General features: G+C 42.2%; 25 protein-coding genes and 9 tRNA genes. 13 read left to right on the top strand and 21 right to left on the bottom strand.

Annotated features, from left to right (window positions below; genetic code table 11):
- Positions 1–50: 50 nt before the first annotated feature.
- The 3 genes from seqA to EAE91_RS14715 all read right to left on the bottom strand — a co-directional run bounded on the left by seqA (position 51) and on the right by EAE91_RS14715 (position 2904).
- Positions 51–575 (bottom strand): replication initiation negative regulator SeqA, encoded by a 525-nt coding sequence (gene seqA, locus EAE91_RS14725; protein ID WP_214089151.1) that lies wholly within the window; start codon positions 573–575, stop codon positions 51–53.
- 1010 nt (positions 576–1585) lie between these two features.
- Positions 1586–2551: a glucokinase gene (gene glk / locus EAE91_RS14720; RefSeq protein WP_214089150.1), complete on the bottom strand. Its 966-nt coding sequence runs from the start codon at positions 2549–2551 to the stop codon at positions 1586–1588.
- Positions 2552–2745: 194 nt separating this feature from the next.
- Entirely contained in the window at positions 2746–2904 is a 159-nt protein-coding gene (locus tag EAE91_RS14715; protein WP_214089149.1) for a hypothetical protein, read from the bottom strand.
- A gap of 102 nt (positions 2905–3006) precedes the next feature.
- Here EAE91_RS14715 and EAE91_RS14710 point away from each other — a divergent pair, with 102 nt between their 5' ends.
- Positions 3007–3339: a type II toxin-antitoxin system RelE/ParE family toxin gene (locus tag EAE91_RS14710; protein WP_214089148.1), complete on the top strand. Its 333-nt coding sequence runs from the start codon at positions 3007–3009 to the stop codon at positions 3337–3339.
- Position 3340: 1 nt separating this feature from the next.
- Entirely contained in the window at positions 3341–3625 is a 285-nt protein-coding gene (gene nadS / locus EAE91_RS14705; protein WP_214089147.1) for a NadS family protein, read from the top strand.
- 107 nt (positions 3626–3732) lie between these two features.
- Here the strand turns inward: nadS and EAE91_RS14700 are convergent.
- Positions 3733–3824: transfer RNA gene (locus tag EAE91_RS14700), tRNA-Lys, on the bottom strand.
- Between the two features lie 653 nt (positions 3825–4477).
- Here EAE91_RS14700 and dinQ point away from each other — a divergent pair.
- Complete coding sequence (dinQ, locus tag EAE91_RS24605) at positions 4478–4570, top strand: damage-inducible type I toxin DinQ (protein WP_280520288.1); 93 nt, start codon at positions 4478–4480, stop codon at positions 4568–4570.
- Positions 4571–4655: 85 nt separating this feature from the next.
- Here the strand turns inward: dinQ and EAE91_RS14695 are convergent.
- The 6 genes from EAE91_RS14695 to EAE91_RS14670 all read right to left on the bottom strand — a co-directional run bounded on the left by EAE91_RS14695 (position 4656) and on the right by EAE91_RS14670 (position 5298).
- Positions 4656–4725 (bottom strand) — tRNA-Lys (locus EAE91_RS14695).
- A 42-nt stretch (positions 4726–4767) separates the two neighbouring features.
- A tRNA-Lys gene (locus tag EAE91_RS14690) sits at positions 4768–4843 on the bottom strand.
- 35 nt (positions 4844–4878) lie between these two features.
- Positions 4879–4954 (bottom strand) — tRNA-Lys (locus tag EAE91_RS14685).
- Between the two features lie 43 nt (positions 4955–4997).
- A tRNA-Val gene (locus tag EAE91_RS14680) sits at positions 4998–5073 on the bottom strand.
- A 43-nt stretch (positions 5074–5116) separates the two neighbouring features.
- Positions 5117–5192: transfer RNA gene (locus tag EAE91_RS14675), tRNA-Val, on the bottom strand.
- A 30-nt stretch (positions 5193–5222) separates the two neighbouring features.
- Positions 5223–5298, bottom strand: a tRNA-Val gene (locus EAE91_RS14670).
- 270 nt (positions 5299–5568) lie between these two features.
- On the opposite strand from EAE91_RS14670, the gene gltX reads away from it, so the two are divergent.
- The 3 genes from gltX (at position 5569) to EAE91_RS14655 (ending at position 7436) form a co-directional block, all read left to right on the top strand.
- On the top strand, positions 5569–6987 hold the full coding sequence (gene gltX, locus EAE91_RS14665; protein WP_214089146.1) for a glutamate--tRNA ligase: 1419 nt from the start codon (positions 5569–5571) through the stop codon (positions 6985–6987).
- 240 nt (positions 6988–7227) lie between these two features.
- Positions 7228–7303 (top strand) — tRNA-Ala (locus tag EAE91_RS14660).
- 57 nt (positions 7304–7360) lie between these two features.
- A tRNA-Ala gene (locus tag EAE91_RS14655) sits at positions 7361–7436 on the top strand.
- A 96-nt stretch (positions 7437–7532) separates the two neighbouring features.
- Here the strand turns inward: EAE91_RS14655 and EAE91_RS14650 are convergent.
- The 4 genes from EAE91_RS14650 to zipA form a co-directional block, all read right to left on the bottom strand.
- Positions 7533–7748 (bottom strand): DUF3820 family protein, encoded by a 216-nt coding sequence (locus tag EAE91_RS14650; RefSeq protein WP_011145708.1) that lies wholly within the window; start codon positions 7746–7748, stop codon positions 7533–7535.
- 83 nt (positions 7749–7831) lie between these two features.
- Positions 7832–9016 carry a NupC/NupG family nucleoside CNT transporter gene (locus EAE91_RS14645; protein WP_214089145.1) on the bottom strand — a complete coding sequence of 395 codons (1185 nt, stop codon included), beginning with the start codon at positions 9014–9016 and terminating at the stop codon, positions 7832–7834.
- A 361-nt stretch (positions 9017–9377) separates the two neighbouring features.
- Complete coding sequence (gene ligA, locus EAE91_RS14640; protein WP_214089144.1) at positions 9378–11396, bottom strand: NAD-dependent DNA ligase LigA; 2019 nt, start codon at positions 11394–11396, stop codon at positions 9378–9380.
- 61 nt (positions 11397–11457) lie between these two features.
- Complete coding sequence (gene zipA / locus EAE91_RS14635; RefSeq protein WP_214089143.1) at positions 11458–12369, bottom strand: cell division protein ZipA; 912 nt, start codon at positions 12367–12369, stop codon at positions 11458–11460.
- Between the two features lie 220 nt (positions 12370–12589).
- Here zipA and cysZ point away from each other — a divergent pair, with 220 nt between their 5' ends.
- From cysZ to crr, 5 genes are all read left to right on the top strand, one after another.
- Positions 12590–13360, top strand: coding sequence for a sulfate transporter CysZ (gene cysZ / locus EAE91_RS14630; RefSeq protein WP_214089142.1), 771 nt, complete (start codon positions 12590–12592; stop codon positions 13358–13360).
- Positions 13361–13474: 114 nt separating this feature from the next.
- Positions 13475–14428 carry a cysteine synthase A gene (gene cysK, locus EAE91_RS14625; protein WP_214089141.1) on the top strand — a complete coding sequence of 318 codons (954 nt, stop codon included), beginning with the start codon at positions 13475–13477 and terminating at the stop codon, positions 14426–14428.
- Positions 14429–14980: 552 nt separating this feature from the next.
- On the top strand, positions 14981–15238 hold the full coding sequence (ptsH, locus tag EAE91_RS14620) for a phosphocarrier protein Hpr (RefSeq protein WP_011145702.1): 258 nt from the start codon (positions 14981–14983) through the stop codon (positions 15236–15238).
- A 184-nt stretch (positions 15239–15422) separates the two neighbouring features.
- Positions 15423–17150, top strand: coding sequence for a phosphoenolpyruvate-protein phosphotransferase PtsI (gene ptsI, locus EAE91_RS14615; RefSeq protein ID WP_214089140.1), 1728 nt, complete (start codon positions 15423–15425; stop codon positions 17148–17150).
- Between the two features lie 48 nt (positions 17151–17198).
- Entirely contained in the window at positions 17199–17708 is a 510-nt protein-coding gene (gene crr, locus EAE91_RS14610) for a PTS glucose transporter subunit IIA (protein ID WP_015833547.1), read from the top strand.
- Between the two features lie 293 nt (positions 17709–18001).
- Here crr and cysM read toward each other — a convergent pair whose 3' ends face one another.
- The 6 genes from cysM to EAE91_RS14580 form a co-directional block, all read right to left on the bottom strand.
- On the bottom strand, positions 18002–18883 hold the full coding sequence (gene cysM / locus EAE91_RS14605) for a cysteine synthase CysM (RefSeq protein ID WP_214089139.1): 882 nt from the start codon (positions 18881–18883) through the stop codon (positions 18002–18004).
- 138 nt (positions 18884–19021) lie between these two features.
- Positions 19022–20110, bottom strand: a complete 1089-nt coding sequence (cysA, locus tag EAE91_RS14600) for a sulfate/thiosulfate ABC transporter ATP-binding protein CysA (RefSeq protein ID WP_214089138.1) — start codon at positions 20108–20110, stop codon at positions 19022–19024.
- A gap of 14 nt (positions 20111–20124) precedes the next feature.
- Complete coding sequence (gene cysW, locus EAE91_RS14595; RefSeq protein ID WP_214089137.1) at positions 20125–20970, bottom strand: sulfate/thiosulfate ABC transporter permease CysW; 846 nt, start codon at positions 20968–20970, stop codon at positions 20125–20127.
- Positions 20970–21803 (bottom strand): sulfate/thiosulfate ABC transporter permease CysT, encoded by an 834-nt coding sequence (gene cysT / locus EAE91_RS14590; protein WP_214089136.1) that lies wholly within the window; start codon positions 21801–21803, stop codon positions 20970–20972. The genes cysW and cysT overlap by 1 nt, the downstream gene beginning before the upstream one ends.
- A complete protein-coding gene (locus tag EAE91_RS14585) occupies positions 21803–22825 on the bottom strand; it encodes a sulfate ABC transporter substrate-binding protein (protein ID WP_214089135.1) in 1023 nt (340 codons plus the stop codon). Before EAE91_RS14585 ends, cysT begins: the two co-directional genes overlap by 1 nt.
- A gap of 241 nt (positions 22826–23066) precedes the next feature.
- The gene (locus EAE91_RS14580; RefSeq protein WP_214089134.1) at positions 23067–23675 is read right to left on the bottom strand and encodes an RpoE-regulated lipoprotein; all 609 of its coding nucleotides are present in this window, start codon (positions 23673–23675) and stop codon (positions 23067–23069) included.
- Positions 23676–23848: 173 nt separating this feature from the next.
- On the opposite strand from EAE91_RS14580, the gene EAE91_RS14575 reads away from it, so the two are divergent.
- Positions 23849–24265: a YgiW/YdeI family stress tolerance OB fold protein gene (locus EAE91_RS14575; RefSeq protein ID WP_244868856.1), complete on the top strand. Its 417-nt coding sequence runs from the start codon at positions 23849–23851 to the stop codon at positions 24263–24265.
- Positions 24266–24435: 170 nt separating this feature from the next.
- Here EAE91_RS14575 and EAE91_RS14570 read toward each other — a convergent pair whose 3' ends face one another.
- Positions 24436–24867 carry a GNAT family acetyltransferase gene (locus EAE91_RS14570; RefSeq protein WP_036781605.1) on the bottom strand — a complete coding sequence of 144 codons (432 nt, stop codon included), beginning with the start codon at positions 24865–24867 and terminating at the stop codon, positions 24436–24438.
- 151 nt (positions 24868–25018) lie between these two features.
- Here EAE91_RS14570 and hemF point away from each other — a divergent pair, with 151 nt between their 5' ends.
- On the top strand, positions 25019–25927 hold the full coding sequence (gene hemF, locus EAE91_RS14565; protein ID WP_214089132.1) for an oxygen-dependent coproporphyrinogen oxidase: 909 nt from the start codon (positions 25019–25021) through the stop codon (positions 25925–25927).
- The last annotated feature ends 107 nt before the right edge of the window (positions 25928–26034 follow it).

The raw sequence follows: 26034 nt of genomic DNA, 5'->3' as shown, positions 1-26034 counted from the left end.
CCTGGACAAGAGCTGCACTGAACTTTATTCGTCAGCGCAGCCTTAATCAGTTAAATTGTGCCACACACCTTGTCGATAAAATTGGCTGTGAATTTCATATCCTGCATAATTTGTTCAACCATATTACGCTTACGGTCAGTATTGGTATTAGTGATTACCCAAAAAGGTGTGCCTGGAATGTGACGAGGTTTAGTTTGTTTACCACTGGCAAGCAATGTCTGTTCATCACCAGCAAAATAAACACGAGTACGACCATGCATAGCATCAGTCGTCTGGGAAAAACTTTCACTGTTCAAGCTGTATAATGTAGATAAGATCAACATAAAACGCTCAACAGATTTTTTCTTATCAGAATAGTCATCTGAAAGTAACAATTCACGTATCACACGGACAGAATCACGCTGGCGGACTACCGGCGATTTCTCCATAGCACTAATAGGCTGCACATTTTGTACTGGCTGCTCGGCGTTAAATTTCAACATGCGCCGTAAAATATCAGATGCACTTTCACCAATATGTTGTGTGTGGCTGGCAATATAGCGGTAAAGGTCTTCATCAACTTCTATCGTTTTCATTTCTATCCAGTACTGTTCTAAATAAAAAATTTTGACAGATTATAAAGTATAAAAAGAGAAAACAAAACAATTAAAATTTCAATAACTTAAAAGTATTTAAACATGAAAAACAGCATAATAAAATATCCGCTTTTCATCTAAAATAAATCAATCAGTTACATAAATATTGTGAATATAAATCTCATTATCATGTTAAAGGCTTCCCACAAGCAGGATAATAAATCATCACTATATTGCAAAAAGTTTTGATGATGATAGTAAATAATGTCATAAGACCTATTTACTCATTGTCAAATGTCATATCAATCTTTTAATACTATCTATTTAGGCATTGATAATCACATAATAATTTATTTTGATATTAAACCCAGATAATGACAAACTTGATTGCAATATTGCCGAAAATAAATTCAATTAAGGGAGATTAAGTAGCGAATGGGAATATCAGTTACACAGTATACCCGTTATCTTTCAAGTTGCCTCTTTGTTGGCTGCACTCGCTCACCCCGGTCACATAGTTTCCTATGCTCCCGGGGATTCACTCCCTTGCCGTCGCGATGCATCTTGAAATCCGTAGGGTATAAAACAGTTTAAATTCATAGAGATGCATGTTTACTTCCATTTAATCTTAACAGTAAATATATTTTAATAAAATTGTGAATTTTTTATTTTAATATAACATTTAAATTTTACCAAAATAAATCGTAACCATATAAATTATATGAAAAAATCACCATATCCATTATTATATTTTCAATGTGAATTATAGAATCAATAATTTCAATCATTAATCGTTAAAATCATAATATCTATTCTTTAACTTTATTCTTATAAATCCACAACGATATTGTCAAACCAATATTCCATATAAATAAAATCATAAACACTCAAAAATAAAATGGATTTTCATAGCTTTCAATATTAATATACCGTTGCAATATTGATATTTAAAAAATTCCAGTCAGATATATACAATCATTAATTTTGAAATATATATCTGACCTTATAATTTAATTAATACGTGAAAGCTGTTGCCGTAAATAGGTACCTGAACCTAATAATCCTGGTTGTGGATGAGTAATCAAATAAACAGGAATCTGTTGTATTAACGGTTTAAAGCGCCCTTTATCTTCAAATCCATGAAGAAAGTTCGATTGCCTAAAGAAATCAAGAAACCGCGGCACTATACCACCAGCGATATACACACCACCAAAAGTCCCCATATTTAACGCTAAATTTCCACCAAATCGCCCCATAATTTCACAAAATAGTGTCAGAGCACGATGGCAATATTGACAACTTTCATCCAATGCTCGTTGCGTCACGGTTTCTGGTTCTAAATCTTCCGGCTGACGATTATCCAAAATGGCAATGGCCTGATAAAGGTTTACCAACCCACTACCGGACAAGATTCTTTCTACTGAAACGTGCCCAAATTTACGCCGTAAGACAGCCAATATCGCGTCTTGTTCTTCACTATTCGCTGCAAAATCTACATGACCACCTTCACCAGGTAAACTTACCCATTGCTTGTCTACTTTGATCAAATGAGCTACACCGAGGCCAGTCCCTGCCCCGTAAACCGCTATCGGTTTGTCTTTAACCGCCTCTCCTCCTCCTAATTGAAGCTTGCATTCCTCTGTCAGCATTGGAATAGCCATAGATACAGCCGTGAAGTCATTGATCACATCTAATTTGTCTAGCCCAAGTGTCCGTTTCAGCTCACTAATAGAAAATGCCCATTGGTGATTGGTCATTTCTACCCAATCACCATTTATCGGGCAAGCAATAGCAATACATGCATAAGCCACTACTGTTTTTTGCTCCGCTAAATAGTGACTAATAATAGATTCTAATCCGGCGTGTTGTTTTGCACTATACGTTTCAATCCGTTCAATAGCCCCATTTTCCAAATTGCAAAGTGCTAATCTGGCATTAGTGCCGCCAATATCAGCAACAAGTCCGTAGAGATTCATTTTTATATCCTAATAATCAGCTAGTACAACCATTAGGTAAAGCTTATCCCATCTGGCATTATTGGTATAGATCGTTTAGGAATGAATAATTTGCACTCATCCCGGTCATATAGTTATCTATGCTCCCGGAGGCCCCCTTGCCGTCGTGATGCATCTTGAAATCTTTAGGGTATATACGTAGCTAAGACATGGGGTTAAACAGCCTTATGACGTTCATTGGATTTTCTTTTTTTATTTTTCATTGCCTTGCTGTGAACTTCGGCGAGTACCCGTTTTTTCTCGCTATCAGCAAAACGATTTAAAACCTGTCTAATTAATGGCTGATAACCTAGGCCATTAAGGTCTGCTATCATTTTCAAATCTTCAACTAAAGGTATGGAATAAATTTGTAAGTCATGCTGGCAATTTTAGAATTATAAGAGTACCTTGTACTCTAGGATAAAGGAGGTTTTCCAGTGAGTCATGCGATAGAGTTTATCGAAACTAGTATGTTTACCCGACAGATAAAAGAGATTGCCACTGATGATGAACTTAAAGAACTGCAACGAGAGCTTATCGAGTCACCAGATAAAGGTGATCTAATACGTGGTACTGGGGGGTTACGTAAAATCAGAATGGCTATAGGCTCACAAGGAAAAAATGGTAGTACCAGAGTTATTTATCTTCTAGCGACTGAAGATATTATCTATCTGGTGATGGCTTATCCGAAAAGTAAAAAAGATAGCTTAACGGATGCCGAGAAAGCAGAACTGAAAAAACTAACAAAATTACTAAAATATGAGGTGTAACATGAGTTTTTTTGACGAATTAAAAGCATCCCTAGAAGAAGCAGTTGAAATTAAACAAGGTAATAAAGCCGCAGCGCATGTAACCCGATACGAAGTTGCCGACGTTAAAGCTATCCGTGCTCAACTTAACATTTCACAGACAGAGATGGCGGAGGCTTTAGGCACTAGCCTTGATACAATTAAAAGCTGGGAACAGAAACGTCGAAATCCGACAGGACTAGCGGCAAAGGTGTTAGCTATCATCCAAGAAAACCCTAGTTTCTATAAAGCCCTGGCGACGCATTGATTAGCCGGTGTGTCGTACAAGTATTAAAGTTACCTACCACATCTCGGTTCTACCTGTTTCCAAGAGGCCATAGTTTGAGTGTTCTCATTGTTTGTGACTTCTTTTGCTGCGGGCCAGCGCTCACGCGCTGTTGTCTCGCTTCGCCCAGCTCGAACCTGCGACCCATTGATTAAAAGTCAACTGCTCTACTGACTGAGCTAAAGATTCATCTTATGGAGATTATTCGAATTTTGTCTTCTGAGATGGTGGGTCGTGCAGGATGACTCGGCCTACGGCCTTATCCTTCAAGTCAGCACTATCAGAAACACGGCTTGTAAATCTGATGGACCGGAAAAGAAATATTATTCTGTTTTTTAACAAAAAAAACATATTTTATCACAATTTATGATGATCTTTCATCATGATAATACCGTCAATTTAGTATGAGCCCCTCATGTTGATATTTCGTACTTTAGGGGGTAGACTAACTACGTTAGTTGAAGAGTAACGCGCTAAAACCGAGGCTACCAACTTGGTGAATAGCATTAAAGATAAATTACCCTACTATCTAAGGGTAAATGCAAAAAAACCAACCTCACCAGTTGGTTTTTTTGTTTTTATCTATTCACGCTCTAATCCATTGAATCAGGACAAAATAAACTTATAATCAACGGCTGTTAGTTTAGAGATAGTGTTCTGACCGTGTATCTACTACGCAAGTTTTCTTAAGCCCTGACTGAAGTACAGGTGGTGCTGATTCAGTGCCTCAGTCAGAGCGCGTTACTCTTCAACTAACACTGATGAGAACCAGCCAGACAGGCAGTGTAAAGGCAATGGCTGGGTAAATCGCGCTCCCTAACAGGAGCAAAACGGATGAAAGCATTCAAAGCCTTTATTGATACTGCTATCATCGTTCTCAAAGCATTAGTTGCGCTTTTAGAATTGATCCGCACATTTCTGAAATAGATAACGGAAACGTAGCTAAGGTCATCGGATTAACCATCCGATGGCCTTTAATATTCATATCGGGCCAGCGCTCACGCGCTGTTGTCTCGCTTCGCTCGGCTCGAACCTGCGATCCATTGATTAAAAGTCAACTGCTCTACCGACTAAGCTAACGACCCGTCTGTATGATTAGATTATGCAATTTTATCTTTTTGAGATGGTGGGTCGTGCAGGATTCGAACCTGCGACCAATTGATTAAAAGTCAACTGCTCTACCGACTGAGCTAACGACCCATCTATAGGAGAACTACTCTGAATATCTTTGGGAGTGGTGGGTCGTGCAGGATTCGAACCTGCGACCAATTGATTAAAAGTCAACTGCTCTACCGACTGAGCTAACGACCCGCACCAAAGATATGTGATACCGCCTGAAACAATCTTAATGAAGTGGTGGGCGATACCAGATTCGAACTGATGACCCCCTCCTTGTAAGGGAGATGCTCTACCAACTGAGCTAATCGCCCACTTCATGATGACTATTACTGCTTATACCACTGAATTTATGATTGGTGGGCGATACCAGATTCGAACTGATGACCCCCTCCTTGTAAGGGAGATGCTCTACCAACTGAGCTAATCGCCCAATCATAAAATCATTCTTATCACAACGAGATGGTGGGCGATACCAGATTCGAACTGATGACCCCCTCCTTGTAAGGGAGATGCTCTACCAACTGAGCTAATCGCCCCGTCGTGATGGAGTCGCATTATAGGGATAGTTCAGAGTGAGTCAACGCTTTTTCTAGAGAAAAATATCGTTCGTCTCAAAATTAAACAAGGGTGAGATAATTATCATCACTATAGGGTACAGTTTAGACAAATACACTGACTTTTCTCAACAACTCCCCGTTAACAGCATTGAGGAATTAAGGTGCAGTGATAAAATAACCCCCACTTTTATTACTTTAAATCACCAATAACGTTCATTGAAAAGTGAAACGTAATTAAGGCAATCCCCGATGAGTAAAATTAAAACCCGTTTCGCACCAAGCCCAACTGGCTATCTCCATGTTGGCGGTGCTCGTACCGCACTTTATTCCTGGTTATATAGCCGCCATAACAAAGGCGAATTTGTATTGCGTATCGAAGATACTGACCTTGAACGCTCAACTCAGGAAGCTATCAATGCCATTATGGACGGTATGAACTGGTTAAATCTGAATTGGGATGAAGGCCCTTATTATCAGACGAAACGCTTTGATCGTTATAATCAGGCGATCGATCACATGCTAGAACAAGGCAGTGCTTATCGCTGCTATTGTTCTAAAGAACATCTGGAAGAGTTGCGGGAAACTCAAATGGCAAATGGCGAGAAACCGCGTTATGACGGCCGTTGCCGTGATAATCCATGTCAACATGACCCAGATCAACCCCATGTTGTCCGTTTCCGCAATCCACAGGAAGGTTCTGTTATTTTTAATGATCAGATCCGAGGCCCCATTGAGTTCAGCAATCAGGAACTTGATGATCTGATTATCCGTCGTACCGATGGCTCGCCAACGTATAATTTCTGTGTTGTTATCGATGACTGGGATATGGAGATCACCCATGTCATCCGCGGTGAAGACCATATCAATAATACACCTCGCCAAATTAATATTCTGAAAGCACTCGGCGCTCCCGTACCAGAATATGCTCACGTTTCGATGATCCTCGGTGATGATGGTAAAAAATTGTCCAAACGTCACGGTGCAGTAAGCGTTATGCAATACCGTGATGATGGCTACCTGCCAGAAGCACTGCTGAATTATCTGGTTCGTTTGGGTTGGTCACACGGTGATCAAGAAATTTTCAGCATTGAAGAAATGACTGAGTTGTTCAGCCTGGATGCTATTAATAAATCCGCCAGCGCATTCAATACAGAAAAACTGCAATGGCTGAACCACCACTATATTAATACCCTGCCTCCAGAGAAAGTTGCCGTTCATCTAGCATGGCACATGGAGCAACAAGGTATTGATACCCGCAATGGTCCACAGTTGGTTGATCTGATTAAATTACTGGGCGAACGCTGTAAGACGCTGAAAGAGATGGCTGAATCCTGCCGCTACTTCTATGAAGATTTTGCTGAATTTGATGCCGATGCAGCGAAGAAACATTTGCGCCCAGTTGCCCGTCAGCCTCTTGAAGTTGTCCATGCAAAGCTGGCTTCAATTGCTGATTGGACACCAGAAAATGTGCATCATGCCATTCAATCCACCGCTGATGAGCTGGAAGTCGGTATGGGTAAAATTGGTATGCCACTGCGTGTTGCTGCTACCGGTGCAGGTCAATCCCCAGGTGTGGATGTCACTATTCATGCTATCGGGCAAACCCGTACTTTATCCCGTATTAATCAAGCGCTGGAGTTTATTGCTCAACGTGAAACTCAATCTTAATTAATACATCAAAGGCATCACTTATCACATGTGATGCCTTTCTGTTTTCAAAAAATCTCATTTAATTGCTGCCTTTTTACCACTTTCCCAAACACCTTCTATTTCTCTTCAACCCATTGCTCAGTCTTTGTGATCATAGAATTGATGGCTTTTTCAACGCTTGTTGTGAGAATGATAAGTTAGCCGTTGACAGTATTTGCAGGGTTTCATATTATGCGCCCCGTTCCATTAATTTTGATTGGGGCTATAGCTCAGCTGGGAGAGCGCTTGCATGGCATGCAAGAGGTCAGCGGTTCGATCCCGCTTAGCTCCACCAAATCCTTTATATTGAATCAAGGTGTTTGGTACTAAAATTAGGAAATGCCACACTCGTGGGGCTATAGCTCAGCTGGGAGAGCGCTTGCATGGCATGCAAGAGGTCAGCGGTTCGATCCCGCTTAGCTCCACCAAAATTATCAGGCCCTGAAAGCCATGCTTTCAGGGCCTTTTGGTTGTTACCATAATCTAACCACTATCATCGAATAAAAAACAAACGCCAACCTTGGCTAGCCTTTTTTCAATGGTTTCACCAACGAATCTAATCCCTCTAGTTTTATTGCTAAAGTCATCTCCATCAGCGCACCCAATTTACCTTGTGGAAATTCCCCCTTACGAGCGAACCACAATAAATACTCTTCCGGTAAGTCAATGAGCATACGCCCTTTGTATTTACCGAACGGCATTGCAGTATTAGCAATTTCTATCAGGTTCTCTTTTTCCATAATTTGCACGTCTATAAGGAGAAATAGGTGAAAGGGAATCTGCATCATCCATGATGCAATATTCCACGATAAAACATCATTTTTTACAGTACCAAACCGGCAATAGCCGCAGACAAGAAACTGACAAGCGTTGAACCAAATAATAGTTTCAAACCAAAGCGGGAAACAATATTACCCTGTTTCTCATTCAAGCCTTTAATCGCACCGGCCACAATCCCAATAGAAGAGAAGTTAGCAAAAGAAACCAGGAATACCGACAAAATACCTTGTGAACGAGGAGAAAGCTCTGTCGCAATGGATTGTAAGCTGTGCATTGCCACAAATTCGTTAGCAACCAATTTGGTTGCCATGACGCTACCAACCCGTAATGCTTCATCTGTGGGAATCCCAATCACCCAAGCAAATGGATAAAATACGTAGCCGAGCATTTCCTGAAAGTCCTTCTCAAACACCATGCTGAACAGCGCATTAATCGCCGCAATCAGGGCAATGAAACCAATCAACATCGCAGCCACAATGAGAGCCACCTTGAAACCCGCCAAAATATATTCACCTAGCATTTCGAAAAAACTTTGGCCTTCGTGGAGATTGCTCATCTGAATATCTTCTTCACTGTCAACAGCATACGGATTAATCAGCGATAGGATGATAAAGGTACTGAACATATTAAGCACCAATGCCGCTACAACATATTTAGGCGCTAAAATTTGCATGTAGGCCCCAACGATCGACATAGAAACCGTTGACATTGCAGTCGCAGCCATCGTGTACATGCGACGCTCAGACATTTTTCCCAGTACATCTTTATAAGCAATAAAGTTTTCAGACTGCCCAAGTATCAGAGAACTGACCGCGTTAAATGATTCCAGTTTACCCATGCCGTTGACTTTAGACAGCAGAGTACCAATAACCCGGATGATGATTGGCAATAGTTTGATATGCTGCAAAATACCAATCAACGCAGAAATAAAGATAATCGGACACAATACATTCAGAAAGAAGAATGCCAGTTTTGCATCCATCATGCCGCCAAAAATGAACTCAGTCCCTTCACCCGCATATTTCAGTAAATGCTCAAATAAACCAGCAAATCTCATGACAAATTCCTGACCAATACCTGAATTCAGGAAAAACCAAGCCAAGATAAGTTCAATAACAAGCAATTGAATAACATAACGAGGGCGAATACTTTTACGGTCGCTACTCGCCAAAATAGCAAGGCCGCCAATGACAATCAAAGCTAAAAAGAAATGCAGGATTTGAGACATATCACACTCCAAACACGATAGAAAGCAAGTTTTTATCAACACATTCTATGTAATAAAAGGCGATCAAATACGTATATACCCGTCATCTTTCAAGCTGCCTCTTTGTTGGCTGCACTCGCTCACCCCGGTTACATCGTTATTTATGCTCCCGGGGATTCACTCCCTTGCCGTCGCGATCCATCTTGAAATCCATAGGGTATAGATATCACATTAGACTGAAATAATTCTTACTGTAAATCTTTACTTAATGCGTCTGATCACATTTTTAGCTGAATCGTATACGATAAGGGTTAAAAACACGTTAATAGCGTATAACTGATTATTGAGAAAAACTCTCAATAATCAGTATGTAAACAAAAAGTTATTCGCCCAATAAACGGATCATTTCTTCTTCATCAATAACCGGAATATTTAACTCATTAGCTTTAGCTAATTTTGAACCGGCGGCTTCACCCGCAATCACCAAATCTGTTTTCTTAGAAACGCTGCCCGTCACTTTTGCTCCAAGTGCAACAAGTTTAGCTTTGGCTTCATCCCTAGATAACTGATGCAATGAACCTGTCAGCACAACTGTTTTACCCGAAAATGGGCTGTCAATCTTTTCAGCTTTCGTTACGATTACCGGTTCCCAGTTGATACCGATATTATCAATCAAATCGTCAATAACTGCCTGGTTGTGAGGTTCAATGAAGAAGTTAACAACATGCTTCGCCACCACTTCACCAACATCCTGAACCTCTTTCAATGCTTCCTCATCAGCGGAACGTAATTTATCTAGTTCACCAAAGTGAGCGGCCAAATTAGCGGCGGTCGCTTCCCCAACTTCACGGATACCCAACGCATAAAGGAAACGGGCAAAGGTGGTTTTTTTCGCTTTTTCCAACGCATCTACCACATTCTGGGCTGATTTCGGCCCCATGCGATCAAGCCCAGTCAACTTGCCTGCCGTCAGCCTGAAAAGATCAGCCGGAGTTTCGACATATTCTTTATCTACTAGCTGATCGATAATCTTTTCTCCCATACCGTCAACATCCATCGCCCGGCGAGAAACAAAATGTCTAAGTGCCTCTTTACGCTGAGCACCGCACACCAATCCCCCCGTGCAACGCGCTACCGCTTCACCTTCAATCCTTTCAATATCTGCCCCACATACCGGGCAATGTTCAGGGAAAGCAACTTCATTACTGTCCTGTGGCCTTCTCTCTTCCAAAACACCAACAACTTGTGGAATGACATCTCCAGCACGACGGATAATGACCGTATCGCCAATCCGCAAACCCAAACGTTCAATCTCATCCGCATTATGCAATGTTGCATTACTGACCGTCGCACCAGAGACCAGTACTGGTTCCAGACGTGCTACTGGTGTGATCGCACCAGTACGACCAACCTGAAACTCAACATCACGAACAATCGTCATTTGTTCCTGAGCAGGAAATTTGAATGCCGTTGCCCAACGTGGCGCACGGGCAACAAAGCCTAATGTTTCTTGTAATTCCAGCGAATTGACTTTGACAACGACACCATCGATATCAAACCCCAATGCGGCACGTTGGTTTACAATATCATGATAAAAATCAATAACCTGTTGACTATCGGTACAAACTTTAACTTTATCGCTGACCGGCAATCCCCATTTCTTAAACTGTATCAATCGTTCGTAGTGACTGGCTGGTAACTCCCCACCCTCCAATACACCAACACCATAACAGAAGAAAGATAATGGACGTTTAGCCGTAATACGGGGATCGAGCTGACGCAACGAGCCAGCCGCCGCATTACGTGGGTTAGCAAATACTTTTGCACCCGTGCGACGGGCTTCTTCATTCAGTTTCTCAAACCCTTTTTGCGGCATGAAAACTTCACCGCGAATTTCAATACGAGCTGGAATATTTTCGCCGAACAGACGCAGCGGAATTGCACCGATAGTCCGTATATTTGATGTAATATTTTCCCCTGTTGTACCATCACCACGGGTTGCAGCCCGTACCAACTCGCCATTTTCATACAACAGGCTGACCGCCAAACCATCCAATTTCAGCTCACAGCACACAACTAAATCTTGAGTCTCTTTCAGGCGGTCACGCACCCGCTTATCAAACGCCAGATAACTCTCTTCATCAAATACGTTATCCAGTGACAACATAGGAATTTCATGACGGACTTGTTCAAAAGCCGCCAAAGGAGCGGCTCCAACCCGCTGCGTTGGTGAATCTGATGTAATCAACTCAGGGTGCTGTCCTTCAAGATCCTTCAATTCCTGCATTAACCGATCATATTCTGCATCAGGGATCTCTGGTGCATCCATGACGTGATACAGATATTCATGATGACGCAGTGTTGTTCTGAGCTTTTCTATTTGTTGAGCAGTTGATTTCATGATTTATAACCAGCGATAAAAAGCCCCCGACTGGCGGGGGCTTGAGCATTCGATAAATTGATTATACCTGAACACCAAGTGTGCTGCGAATACGCGCCTTATACAATTCGATTTTTTGCGGTGTCAGCATTTTCCGCTCATCGTCAAGCACCACACCCCCAACATCAGAAGCAATACGCTGAGCCGCTTGCAACATCAGCTTAAAATTCTGACTAGATTCTCCGTAAGAAGGGACCACCATAAACATGGAAACCCCTGGAGTCGTAAAATCAGCCATTGTTTCAGGATTAAATGAACCCGGTTTCACCATATTTGCCAGACTAAACAGGACCGGGCCACTACCTGATGGATTCACATGACGGTGAAAAATCTGCATTTCCCCAAACTGGAAGCCAGATTGTAGAATACTTTGCAGCAAGGATTCACCATTCAATTCCTGGCCGTGGTGTGCTGCTACGTGAAGAACCAAAACAATTTCTTTCACTTTGGTCTGAGCTTCTTTTTCGCCAACCGCCTCCTGAGACTTTTCTTCAATCGCAGATCCGTTTTTTTCAGCCTCATTCTGCTCTTCGAATTCAAACAGACCGAGTTGGGGTTCCGGCTCTTCTATCGCGGCCCTTCTCGCTGTCGTTTCAGGCTGACGGCCCGCCAGTAATGGATCATCGCTTTCTTCAGGTGTTGCAGAATCAATTTCAGTCAACTTTTTCTGACGGCGCTCAATAGCTGGCTCAGCATTATACTCCTGATGAGATTTCACCTGCTTATGGGCATAAGGCTTTTGCTGACTGTCGAATGCTTCATCGTCACTGTCATCGACGAAACTATTCTGACGATCATGTTTATGACGTTTAACTGGGCGATCACGAAAAAGCGAAGAACGCTCTTTACGGCTGGTCCACAACCCATGTAACAGCAAAGCTATTATTGCTATCGCACCAACAATGATTAATATCAGACGCAAATCCTGCATCATTGCTATCTCTGTTGTTTAATTAAGTATGCCACCACGGCGGAATATTTTCTGTATTAACTGTATTTGTCAAATAACACAAGTGCAAGCTTATACACACTTTTCTTATCAGAAAGATGCCTAATAAGCCTCTTTTGCACTCTTTTTATACAGAACAATACTAGTCAGTCGAAAATCCTACCTATATGATAGCGTTTCAATCACACAAGAGAGAATAGGAAGTATGCTGAATTTGACAAAATCGCCAAAAAATTTGAGCGGCTTTCAGTATTTGATGCAAGGTTGCAAATTAATTACTCGCCCAGGCATTAAAAGATTTGTCCTATTGCCTTTGTTGGCAAATATTTTGTTTCTCGGCGGTTCATTTTGGTGGCTCTATCAGAAACTGGAGAACTGGATCCCTTGGATAGTGAGCAAAGTACCGGATTGGATGCAATGGCTCAGTTATATTTTATGGCCGCTGGCCGTATTTTCTGTTTTGCTGATTTTTACTTATTTTTTCAGCACAATAGCGAATTTTATCGCAGCGCCATTCAATGGGTTGCTGGCAGAGAAACTTGAAGCGGATTTAACAGGAATCCCCGCTCCAGATACCGGCGCTTTAGCACTCTTCAAAGATGTTCCACGTATCCTGAAACGGGAATTAACTAAGCTGTGCTACTATATTCCACGCGCTCTGGTGTTACTGCTACTCTATTTTATTCCTGTTATCGGGCAGACTGCCGCACCTGTGCTCTGGTTTATTTTCAGTGCCTGGATGCTATCGATTCAGTATTGTGATTACCCCTTTGATAACCACAAAGTCAGTTTTCCAACAATGCGTAGTGCCCTTCGCCAAAACAAAATAATTAATCTGCAATTTGGCGCAACAGTGAGTATTTTAACCATGATACCCATTATCAATTTGGTGATTATGCCTATTGCCGTATGCGCGGCAACAGCAATGTGGGTCGATCTTTATCGAGACCAACATGCTCCTCGTATTATGTCGTAATATTCATTTAAGTTATTCTTTTAGACAATAAAAATATATTTAAGTTATATTTCCATTAACCAGTTGTTGGCGTATTGTTGACCGTATATCACTAAAGGGAGTTGAAAGACGAGTATGAGTAAAATTTACGAAGATAATTCTTTGACTATTGGTCGTACCCCGTTAATTCGCCTAAGACACTTTGGCAATGGGCGTATTCTGGCAAAAGTAGAATCCCGTAACCCAAGTTTTAGTGTAAAATGTCGCATTGGTTCCAATATGATTTGGGATGCTGAAAAACGCGGTATCCTACAACCGGGGAAAGAGTTGGTAGAACCTACCAGCGGTAATACCGGGATAGCACTTGCTTATGTTGCCGCCGCTCGGGGCTACAAATTAACGCTGACCATGCCAGAAACCATGAGTATTGAGCGCCGCAAGCTATTGAAAGCATTGGGAGCGCAACTGGTGCTGACGGAAGGCGCTAAAGGCATGAAAGGTGCCATTGAGAAAGCCAATGAAATTAAAGCCAGCGATCCCGATCGTTATATTATTCTGCAACAGTTCAGCAATCCGGCAAACCCGGAAATCCATGAAAAAACCACAGGTCCAGAAATCTGGGAAGACACAGACGGTGAAGTGGATGTATTTGTTACCGGTGTAGGGACTGGCGGGACATTAACAGGCGTTACCCGTTACCTGAAAAACACCAAAGGTAAAAATATCACCGCGGTTGCCGTAGAACCAGAAGAATCACCCGTCATCAGCCAGACTCTGGCCGGTGAAGAAGTGAAACCGGGTCCCCATAAGATTCAAGGTATTGGTGCAGGTTTCATTCCAGATAACCTTGATTTGACGTTGGTTGATCGCGTTTTCAAAATCAGCGGTGAGGAAGCGATTAAAACCGCACGTGAAATCATGGTGAAAGAGGGTATTCTGGTAGGTATCTCCTCTGGTGCCGCCGTTGCAGCAGCGGTGAAACTTTCTCAGGAACCGGAATATAAAGACAAAAATATCGTCGTCATTCTGGCTTCATCAGGTGAACGCTATCTAAGCAGTGTACTGTTTACTGACTTGTCTGATGAATAAAAGTTTTTAAGTAAGTTACTTAGATTTATTGATAAAAAAGCACCTAAATGGTGCTTTTTCTGTGTGGTAGATCAAACTTTTACACTTTGCCAGATGATTTCTTACAATGGGTCTAGTATTTAACCAATAATAATTATTTCGATGCTCGAAATTAATTAGCAGGAGTAGTAGTTTCAGTTAAGTAGTTCCACGATCTATCTTTACTTCAAACTATCAACCAGAAGCATCGAAAAGAACAATTTTTTTGATAATGAATAAAAATTTTTATTACATTATCGACCTGAGAGTCTGTCTCAGTAGACGTCGTTAGTGCTGTTCATTCTTACCCGTAAAAATGAATACAGACAGCACGCATGACCCGGAACTTACGGGTCGTACTAAAGAGCGTTCAGGAGCGATTTATTGCTTTTACCAGAACATTACTCAGTTCACTCTTTAAGTAAGTAAAACCGTCTTAAATGGGATAGGCAGTGAATAAACACTCAAGTTAAAATTTGTCCATTACAAGTTCTTAACTTACATAGCAAAAATCTAAGTTATTGAGGAAACGTTATGTTCCAGCAAGAAGTCACTATTACTGCGCCAAATGGCCTACACACCCGTCCCGCTGCACAGTTTGTTAAAGAAGCCAAAAGTTTCGCCTCCGACATTACACTGACTTCCGGTGGTAAAACTGCCAGTGCTAAAAGCCTGTTTAAGCTACAAACTTTGGGACTCACTCAAGGCACTGTAGTGACCATTTCTGCTGAAGGCGAAGATGAGCAAAAAGCAATCGAGCATTTGGTTAAGTTGATGGCAGAACTGGAATAATTTTCCGTTGACCGCAAAGCCAGTCAAGATTCAGAGATTGTGAATAGACAGGTATTCACTTAGCCGTTCCTCATCCCCGGATAAACTTTTATCTGGGGGTATCAGTTTAAATGCATGTCCTAAAACAGCAAACCATCTGCGGGCTGGCTCTTTAAAGAATAATTATTAGTAGTTAGGTAACATCATGATTTCAGGCATATTAGTATCACCAGGCATCGCTTTCGGTAAAGCACTATTACTGAAAGAAGACCCCATTATTGTTACTCAGAAAAAAATCAGCCAAGAACAAGTTGAACAAGAAATTTCCCATTTCAAGCAAGGCCGTGAAAAAGCCTCATCTCAGCTAGAAATCATCAAGAATATAGCAGCCAAAAACCTCGGAGAAGAAAAAGCTGAAATCTTCGAAGGGCATATCATGCTATTGGAAGATGAAGAACTTGAACAAGAAATTATTTCGTTAATCAAAAACGATTTCAAAACTGCGGATGCCGCAGTCTATTCTGTCATCGAAACTCAGGCCCAAGCCCTTGAAGAATTGGATGATGAATACCTGAAAGAACGCGCCACAGACGTGCGTGATATCGGTAAACGCTTGCTGAAAAACATTCTGGGCATGCCCATTGTTGATCTTGGCTCAATTTCAGAGGAAGTCATTCTGGTTGCCAACGATCTGACGCCATCGGAAACCGCACAACTCAATCTGGAAAAAGTGCTCGGTTTTATCACCGATTTAGGTGGTCGAACTTCCCACACCTCAATCATGGCCCGCTCTCTTGAACTGCCAGCGATCGTGGGTACCACCCAGGCGACGACGACAATCCAGAATGGTGATTATTTAATCCTAGACGCGGTAAATAGCCATATTTATATCAATCCATCTGATGCAGAAATTGAACAACTAAAAAAGACCAAAAACGAATATCTGGCAGAAAAAACTGAACTTGCAAAGTTGAAAGATCTCCCGGCAATCACCCTTGATGGGCATCAGGTTGAAGTCTGTGCCAATATCGGTACTGTCCGTGATGTGATCGGCGCTGAGCGCAATGGTGCCGAAGGGGTCGGTTTATACCGTACAGAATTTCTGTTTATGGATCGTGACGCGCTGCCAACAGAAGAAGAACAATTCCAAGCTTATAAAGCTGTAGCCGAAGCAATGGGCAGCCAAGCGGTTATTATACGTACGATGGATATCGGTGGTGATAAAAATCTGCCCTACATGAATCTACCGAAAGAAGAGAATCCATTCCTCGGTTGGCGTGCAATTCGTATTTGCCTTGATCGAAAAGAGATCTTACATTCTCAGTTACGTGCTATCTTACGTGCATCTGCTTTCGGTAAGCTACGTATTATGTTTCCAATGATTATTTCTGTAGAAGAAGTACAGGAGCTGAAAGCAGAACTTGAATTACTGAAAGACCAGCTTCGCGAAGAAAGCAAAAAATTTGATGAAGCGATCGAAGTGGGTGTGATGGTAGAAACACCAGCTTCCGCAGTTATTGCTCATCACCTGGCAAAAGAAGTTGACTTTTTCAGTATTGGGACAAACGATCTAACTCAGTATACTCTTGCTGTAGACCGCGGTAACGAGTTGATTTCTCATCTTTATAACCCGATGCTACCAGCAGTATTGAGCCTGATTAAGCAAACCATCGATGCTTCACACGCTGAAGGTAAATGGACGGGGATGTGTGGCGAGCTTGCAGGTGATGAACGTGCTACATTGTTGCTATTAGGCATGGGGCTGGATGAGTTTAGTATGAGTGCGATTTCTATTCCCCGCATCAAGAAAATCATTCGTAATACGCGTTACGAAGATGCAAAAGCGCTAGCTGAGCAAGCCTTGTCTCAGTCTACCGCTCAGGGGTTGATAGAATTGGTTGATACCTTCATCAAAGAAAAAACACTTTGCTAACAATATCGGTTAAAACGCGGTCCAGTATAAACAATTAGGAGAAGATTCATGGGTCTGTTTGATAAACTGAAATCTCTAGTTTCAGATGATAAAAAAAACAGCGGCACTATTGAAATTATCGCACCTTTATCTGGTGAGATTGTCAATATTGAAGATGTTCCAGATGTTGTTTTCGCCGAGAAAATTGTCGGCGACGGTATCGCTATAAAACCCGCTGGCAATAAAATAGTTGCACCAGTTGATGGAACAATCGGTAAAATATTTGAAACCAACCATGCATTTTCTATCGAATCGGACAGCGGTATTGAGCTATTTGTCCATTTTGGTATTGATACGGTTGAACTTAAAGGCGAAGGCTTTAAGCGTATTGCTGAGGAAGGTCAGCGTGTACAAAAAGGCGATTTAGTTTTGGAGTTCGATCTTAAACTCCTTGAAGAAAGAGCAAAATCGACCCTGACACCCGTTGTTATTTCCAACATGGATGAGATTAAAGAGTTATCCAAGTTGAGCGGTTCTGTCACTGTTGGTGAAACCCCCATTATGCGGATTAAAAAGTAGTAATACTTTAACTGTCACAATACCATTTTCATCTTAAAAAACGGCCGACAATGACGGCTGTTTTTTTATCCCTTATTTTCGATTTACATCATTTTCCCGTGAAAATTGGCTGGTGTGAGCAGAGCTTACCGCCTCTTTTACTCTACTCACGCTATACCCGTTATCTTTCAAGTTGCCTCTTTGTTGGCTGCACTCACTCACCCCGGTCACATCGTTATCTATGCTCCCGGGGATTCGCTCCCTTGCCGTCGCGATCCATCTTGAAATCCATTGGGTATAAATATATAACCAGATTAATTAAATACTCCGGTAGAAAGATATCTGTCGCCACGGTCGCAGATAATGGCAACAACGACAGAACCTGGATTTTGCGCTGCAACACTTAATGCTCCAGCAACAGCACCGCCGGAACTGACTCCACAGAAAATGCCTTCTTTCTGAGCTAACAAACGCATGGTATCTTCAGCTTCCTGCTGAGTGATATCCAGCACTTGATCAACTAACTCTTTGCGGAAAATGCCAGGCAAATAAGCCGGCGACCAGCGGCGAATACCGGGAATATGGCTATTCTCCGCCGGTTGCAAGCCAATAATCTGTACACGATTAGACTGGCTTTTTAAATAACGACTAACACCGGTAATGGTTCCCGTCGTTCCCATACTGGAAACAAAATGCGTAATACGCCCTTGCGTCTGTTGCCAAATTTCAGGCCCTGTCGTCGTAAAATGCGCTAAAGGATTATCCGGGTTATTGAATTGATCAAGAACTTTACCTTCACCATTACGTTCCATTTGCTGAGCTAAATCACGTGCACCTTCCATGCCCATTGCTCTACTCACCAAAATCAGTTCTGCGCCATAAGCTCGCATAGAAGCCTGACGCTCAAGGCTCATATTATCAGGCATAAGTAACTTAAGATGATAACCTTTTACTGCGGCAATCATTGCCAACGCAATACCCGTATTTCCGCTAGTGGCTTCAATCAATACGTCACCGGGAGAAATCTCACCGCGCAATTCAGCTTGCTGAATCATTGATAGCGCGGTTCTATCTTTTATCGAGCCTGCCGGATTATTACCTTCAAGTTTCACCCATATTTCCACCCCAAGCTTATCGGTGATTCGTTGTAATTTTATCAGCGGGGTATTACCTATAAAATGTTCCAAGCTTGCCACAGCTATTACCCAAATTTTATTTAATAGAACAGCGAAATAACCATATTCAGACACATATCGCAAGACCTTAAATAAAAAATGCCCATCCCTGGCGGTAAGGAGATGAGCAAAATGGTACCAACCAAATCCAAATAATTATCAGGCAGTTTGGGCTAAACTCAATGTTTGCAATTGTTTATCACCCGCATACAAACGCGCTTCAGTGCCACCAATAAAATAACGGCTTCCTCTTGTAGGTACTGAAGTTTCATCAAACCAAATAACAGCAACCGACTCATGATGCCAACCTAGAGGCTGGACCGAAAGCTGCCAGAAATGCCCTCTAGGACTGACCTCAGTCACTTGTACCGGCAACGGGCTGGAAGGTGTCGGTTGCAAGTTCATCATGATATCCCACGGACGTAGGAATACATCGACATTCCCCTGATGGATTGGCGTCACATTGAGAGGTAAGTGCTGTCCGCCAATCAATAGCTGCGTGCCTTTAATCTCACCATCAAAATGATTGACCTCCCCTAGAAACTCCATCACAAAACGGCTTGCCGGATAACGCCATACCTCTTGTGGCGTAGCGACCTGTTCAATATTCCCTTGTCTCATGACAACAACCCGGTCAGCCACTTCCATCGCTTCTTCCTGATCGTGAGTGACAAAGACACTGGTAAATTTAAGTTCTTCATGGAGCTGGCGTAGCCAACGGCGTAATTCCATTCTTACCTGCGCATCCAGTGCGCCAAACGGTTCATCAAGTAATAGAATTTGTGGTTCAACAGCCAATGCTCTTGCCAACGCTACCCGCTGCTTTTGCCCACCAGAAAGTTGCGATGGATAGCGTTCAGCAAGATGCGTCAATTGCACCATCTCCAGCAACTCCATAACCTTACGGCGGATAGCCGCCATATTCGGACGCCTACGTCGTGGCAGTACAGTCAATCCAAAAGCAACATTATCAAACACGGTCATATGCCGAAACAGTGCATAATGCTGAAATACGAATCCAACTTGCCGATCTTTAGCATGCATACAGCTAACATCTTGCCCGTGGAAACTCAGTTTCCCCTCGGTTTGTTGTTCCAGACCAGCAATAATCCTCAATAAGGTTGTTTTACCGGAGCCTGACGGACCAAGCAGAGCAACCATTTCTCCAGAAAAAATATTCAGAGTGACATCGCTCAGAACCTGAGTCCGACCAAAATATTTACTGATATTGTTAATTTCAATACTCATATTCTGCTCCTACCTTAACCATGTTGGCGGCTTAACCGCCACTGCAAAGCACTTTTAACAATCAAAGTGATAATTGCCATCAATGCCAACAATGCCGCCGCAGTAAATGCCCCTACGGTGTTGTAATCTTGATGCAGTAGCTCAACCTGCAACGGCAAAGTGTAAGTTTCACCACGAATAGCGCCGGATACCACTGAAACAGCACCAAATTCACCAATCGCCCGGGCATTGGTTAAAACCACACCGTATAACAACGCCCAACGGATATTAGGCAATGTCACCCGCCAAAACATTTTCCAACCAGACGCTCCCAATAAAATGGCAGCTTCATCCTCCTGGCTCCCCTGACTAAGCATCATCGGCACCAGCTCTCGAACAACAAACGGACAAGTCACAAATATCGTCACCAAGGCCATCCCCGGCCAGGAAAACATCAATTGGATATCATAGGGCTCCAGCAAACTTCCTGCCCAACCATTCGAACCATAAAACAATAAGTAGAGCAGCCCAGCTACGACCGGCGAAACAGCGAACGGAATATCGATCAATGTCAATAAACATTGTCGCCCCGGAAACTGAAAACGCGTCACCAACCAAGCGATCATGACGCCAAAAATTAGGTTTACCGGAACGGTAATTAATGCGATCAGTATCGTTAACCAGATGGCATGCAACATGTCAGGATCTAAAAGATTCTCAGTGACTACCTCAACTCCTTTAGAAAAGGCGGTCATAAATATCCAGACAATGGGGATCACTAACAGTAAGATTGAAAACAATACGCCTGTTATGATCAACGTCCATTTACCCCAATTTATAGGTAGTCGTTGCTCTACATGAGATTCAGATAATTCAACCATTAATGCCCTCCAATCCGTTTACCAAAGCGGCTTTGCAGAATATTAATGCTAAATAGTAAGATCAGGGATATTGCCAATATAACTGATGCGATAGCACTGGCCGCGGGGTAATCAAACTCCTGTAAGCGGATGAAAATCATCAGCGATACCACTTCTGTTTGCCATGCAATATTGCCAGCAATAAAGATCACGGCACCAAACTCCCCCAAACTGCGGGTAAAAGAGAGTGCTGTACCCGCAATTAAAGCAGGAGACAATTCTGGCAATACAACCCGCCTGAAAGCTTGCCAACGATTAGCTCCTAATGTTTGAGCTGCTTCTTCATATTCTGGCCCTAGCTCTTCAAGTACCGGCTGAATAGTTCGCACTACAAATGGCAGGCTTGTAAACGCCATCGCCACCGCAATACCCAACCAAGTATTCACTACTTTTACATCGAAGTGCCCAAGCAAAGAGCCATACCAACCACTAACGGAGAATAGCGTCGCCAATGTCAATCCCGCTACCGCCGTAGGTAACGCAAAAGGGAGATCCATCAAACCATCTAATAAACTACGGCCAGGGAAACGATAGCGGGTTAAAACCCATGCCATCAGCATACCAAACACCGCGTTAAACAAGCTGGCAACCGCGGCTGCCAATAATGTCACTTTGTAAGCCGCCACAACTTGGGGATTAGCAATCACTTGCCAATACTGTTCCCAAGTCATACTGGAAAGCTGCACAACTAATGCACTCAGAGGCAACAATAAGATCAAGCAGGTATAGAACAGGCTACTGCCTAAGCTTAACCCGAAACCAGGCAATACTCGCTTACTGGATCTCGAAAACATTACTTATGCCCCTCGGCCAGCAATTGATCCAATATGCCGCCAGTATTGAAGTGGGTTTTCATCACTTGCGGCCAACCACCAAATTGATCTTCCAATCGAAACAGCTTGGTCGCTGGAAAACGGGCTCTCTGCTGAGCCATCACGTCTTTATCACTGACACGATAATTAAAGCTGGTAATAATTTGCTGTGCCTGTGGGCTATAAAGATAATTTAGATAAGCTTTGGCCGCTTTCTCTGTACCGTTTTTCGCAATATGCTTATCAACCCAAGCCACAGGGAATTCTGCCAGAATACCTACCGGTGGAACGATCACTTCATATTTATCATCACCATACTGCTTGCGAATGTTGTTCACTTCAGATTCGAAACTGATCAGTACATCACCCAAACCACGTTCAATAAATGAAGTTGTCGCCCCGCGACCGCCAGTATCAAACACGGCGACATTTTTCAGGAAACGCTTCATCCACTCACGAGTTTTTCCTTGATCTCCACTATTTTCCTGCTGAATAGCTCCCCAGGCAGCCAAATAAGTATATCGGCCATTACCGGAGGTTTTAGGGTTTGGGAAGACTAATTTGACATCCTGACGCACCAAGTCATCCCAATGACGAATATTTTTGGGGTTGCCTTTACGCACAAGAAACGCCATCGTGGAATAGTAAGGTGAACTGCTATTTGGCAGGCGGTTCTGCCAATCAGCCGAGATCAGCTTGCCGCGATCATGCAAAATTTGCACATCCGTTACCTGATTGTAAGTCACCACATCAGCCCGCAATCCCTGAAGAATTGCCAATGCTTGTTTGGAGGAGCCGGCGTGGGATTGTTTGATTATCAATTTATCTTGTGGATACTGCTCATTCCACTGTTTTTCAAATTCAGGATTCAGTGCAGAAAATAACTCACGCGCAACATCATAAGAGCTGTTTAACAGCTCTACAGCAAAGGCATGACTGCTGCCTAATAAAGTTACTGCTACCAGTCCATTTAGTATTGTATTTTTTACTGAATACTTTTTCATTTCTCACCTTATCCGTTATTTCATCAAATAACGCGCCAGTGACTAATGTATCCAGTTTATTTATAACAGGGTAGATAACTATCACCGTTTAATATACCAAATTGCAATTAGAAAGTATGAAACGCAATAAGCTGACAGGAAGAATAAGGTTTTTAAATGAAAAGTGCGGGCCTGTTACGGCTCCGCAAGAGGAACATCAAATTCACCAAACTGACTCAGTTTATATTTTAATCAGAAATTCTCATCGCTTCCAAATGATACGTTCCACTTTCCAGTTTTTCAGCACATCATCAGAAGGAATTAAACCTTCAGGGCCATTCCAATTACCTGTAAACAGATAACTAACATGTTTGCTCTGAGGGGATACGCAGACGATAGCGCTCTTCTCTGATTCACTCACCGTATTTTGGCAAGCACCAAATGCCCTGCTATAAAGTGCCGAAAATGGCATACCAACCTTTGTTCCCCAGACAGTTTCAATATCTTCATCCAGCACTTCAATACGACTGACTTTTCCATCGGCCTGACCAAATAGCGCTATCTTCAATTGATCACCATCCATTGCTTGAAAGAGTGTCACTAATTGACCATTTTTTGTTTCCATACCACTGCGTAAGTGGTATTTTCCATCCAATCCCTTCTCTACTGCCTCTTTATTCATTGCTGTCAGATCATTTATTTCTCCCACACCCTGATCTGAGATTTTTAAGGGGCTACCAAACCAGCTAAGAGGAGACAAATTCGACCATGAAAAACCCGATGAACCCGTACAACCGGCCAGTAACAATGCACCACTTATTGTGACAAAACGCAATCCTGACAACATGTTAGTTAAAATATACTTCTGCATAACTGGTTCCCTTATGACTCAATACAGAGATAGGCACTGAGACATCACATCTGATTTTTAGTTTCTGAGAATATTTAAATTAATTACTTTAGATTAATATTTTATTGATAAAATACAACTTAGCGGTATCATTAGCTCCCCTAAAAATCATCACTATTAGTAAGGTCAATATGATGAAAAAAATATTCATAACCACCGCCTTGATTACTTTGTTTAGTATGCCGTCAATAGCTCAAACCTCACAAACGCAATTTGGTGGTTTTTCTGGTCCCGATTCAACACAGCCTCCCGTCCAAGCAGCACCACAAGGTGGTTTTGTCGATCAAAATGCGAGAGTTTCCACCACTCAGCAAGTTAAAAATATGAGAGATGACAGTTGGGTCGTGCTGGAAGGGCATATTGAATCCCGTATCCACAGTGATCACTTCATATTCCGCGATAATGCAGGAATTGTTGAAGTAGAAGTTGATCATAAATACTGGAATGGTCAAACGATAACGCCTCAAGATAGAGTTCGTCTTGAAGGTGAAGTCGATAAAGAGTGGAATGGTATGACTGTTGACGTGAAAAAAGTCACCAAATTGAACTAATGGCTTGTGGCTGAGTGGGATTCTTTCACTCAGCCATATCTATACCCGTCATCTTTCAAATTGCCTCTTCGTTGGCTTCACTCGCTCACCCCAGTCACATAGTTTGCTATGCTCCCGGGGATTCACTCCCTTGCCGTCGCGATCCATCTTGAAACCCATAAGGTATAAACTCAATATTCCTGATCACCAATCAAACGCTTACTGAAAATAACGCTCTCTTGATAACGATCTTCATATTCCAGTTTTTCACACATATAGATAGTGGCATCATTATCTTCAGGAACAATAAGAACTATTTTTGGACAACCACGGGCAATCAATTTCTTTTCCAATCGGGCAATTAATGCATTCGCAATTCCCCTACCGCGAAATTCAGGATGAACTCCCAAATAATAAGCAGAACCACGATGACCATCATAACCCCCCATAATCGTCCCAACCACTTCACCAGCCACTTCCGCGACTAAAAACAGGTCAGGATCATGAGTCAATTTACGCTCAATATCCACTTCAGGATCAACACCAGGATTAAGTAAATCGCAGCGTTCCCATAAGGTGATCACTTCTTCAAAATCATCTTGTCGAAATACCCGAATTTCCATCCCTAACCAACCTGTTTTTATTGAAAATAACTATTTTCTCATTATCTCTGCTTTAACACTGGAATCAATACGAAAATGCGTTCTCTTCCACTATTCTCTTCCACTAACAGCTATAATATAAGGCTTACCATACCATAATAGGGAAAGAATCATGAACACACCAAACATTAATCAAATTAAATCTTTTTTCCTTTCATTACAGAATGACATTTGCCGACAACTGGAACAAATAGATGGCAAAGCAAAATTTACTGAGCAATGCTGGCAACGAGAAAAAGGCGGCGGAGGCCGTAGTCGAATTATGAAAGAAGGCGCGATATTCGAACAAGCAGGCGTTAATTTTTCTCATGTATCAGGAGATATACTTCCCTCATCAGCAACCGCTCTCCGTCCTGAACTGGCCGGTCGGTATTATCAAGCAATAGGTGTCTCTCTGGTTATCCATCCTTTGAATCCCTATATACCAACCAGTCATGCTAATGTTCGGTTCTTTATTGCAGAAAAAGAAGGTGAAGCGCCAGTATGGTGGTTCGGCGGGGGTTTTGATTTAACACCTTATTATGGTTTTAAGGAAGATGCTATTCACTGGCACACCACCGCCAGAAATATATGTCAACCCTATGGAGAAGATGTTTATCCAAAATATAAAAAATGGTGTGACAATTATTTTTATATTAAACATCGTGACGAAGCCCGTGGAATTGGTGGCTTATTTTACGATGACTTAAATACACCTGACTTTGAATATTGTTTCAATTTCACTCAAGATGTAGGTAAAGGTTTTCTTTCTGCCTATTTACCGATTGTAGAAAAAAGGAAAGACATATCGTGGAGTGAACGTGAACGACAATTTCAATTATATCGCCGTAGTCGCTATGTAGAATTTAACCTCGTTTGGGACAGAGGAACCTTATTTGGATTACAAAGCGGAGGACGAACAGAATCTATCTTAATGTCCATGCCACCATTAGTACGTTGGGAATATGATTATCACCCTGAACCAGGATCTGCGGAAGCCGCTTTATATATCGACTTTCTACCAGCAAAAAGCTGGATATGATTTTTTATCACGTTAGGAATATTATAAAAAACTATTCCTAACTATTTATATTTTTATTACAACCGATGCAAGAATCCCTCACATAAAAAAACTTAACAATTTATTAA

It is taken from the genome of Photorhabdus noenieputensis, assembly GCF_018448935.1.
GTDB classification, from domain to species: Bacteria; Pseudomonadota; Gammaproteobacteria; order Enterobacterales; family Enterobacteriaceae; genus Photorhabdus; species Photorhabdus noenieputensis.
Note: the sequence above shows the minus strand (reverse complement) of the source record. Positions and strands in the feature narration are given on the sequence as shown.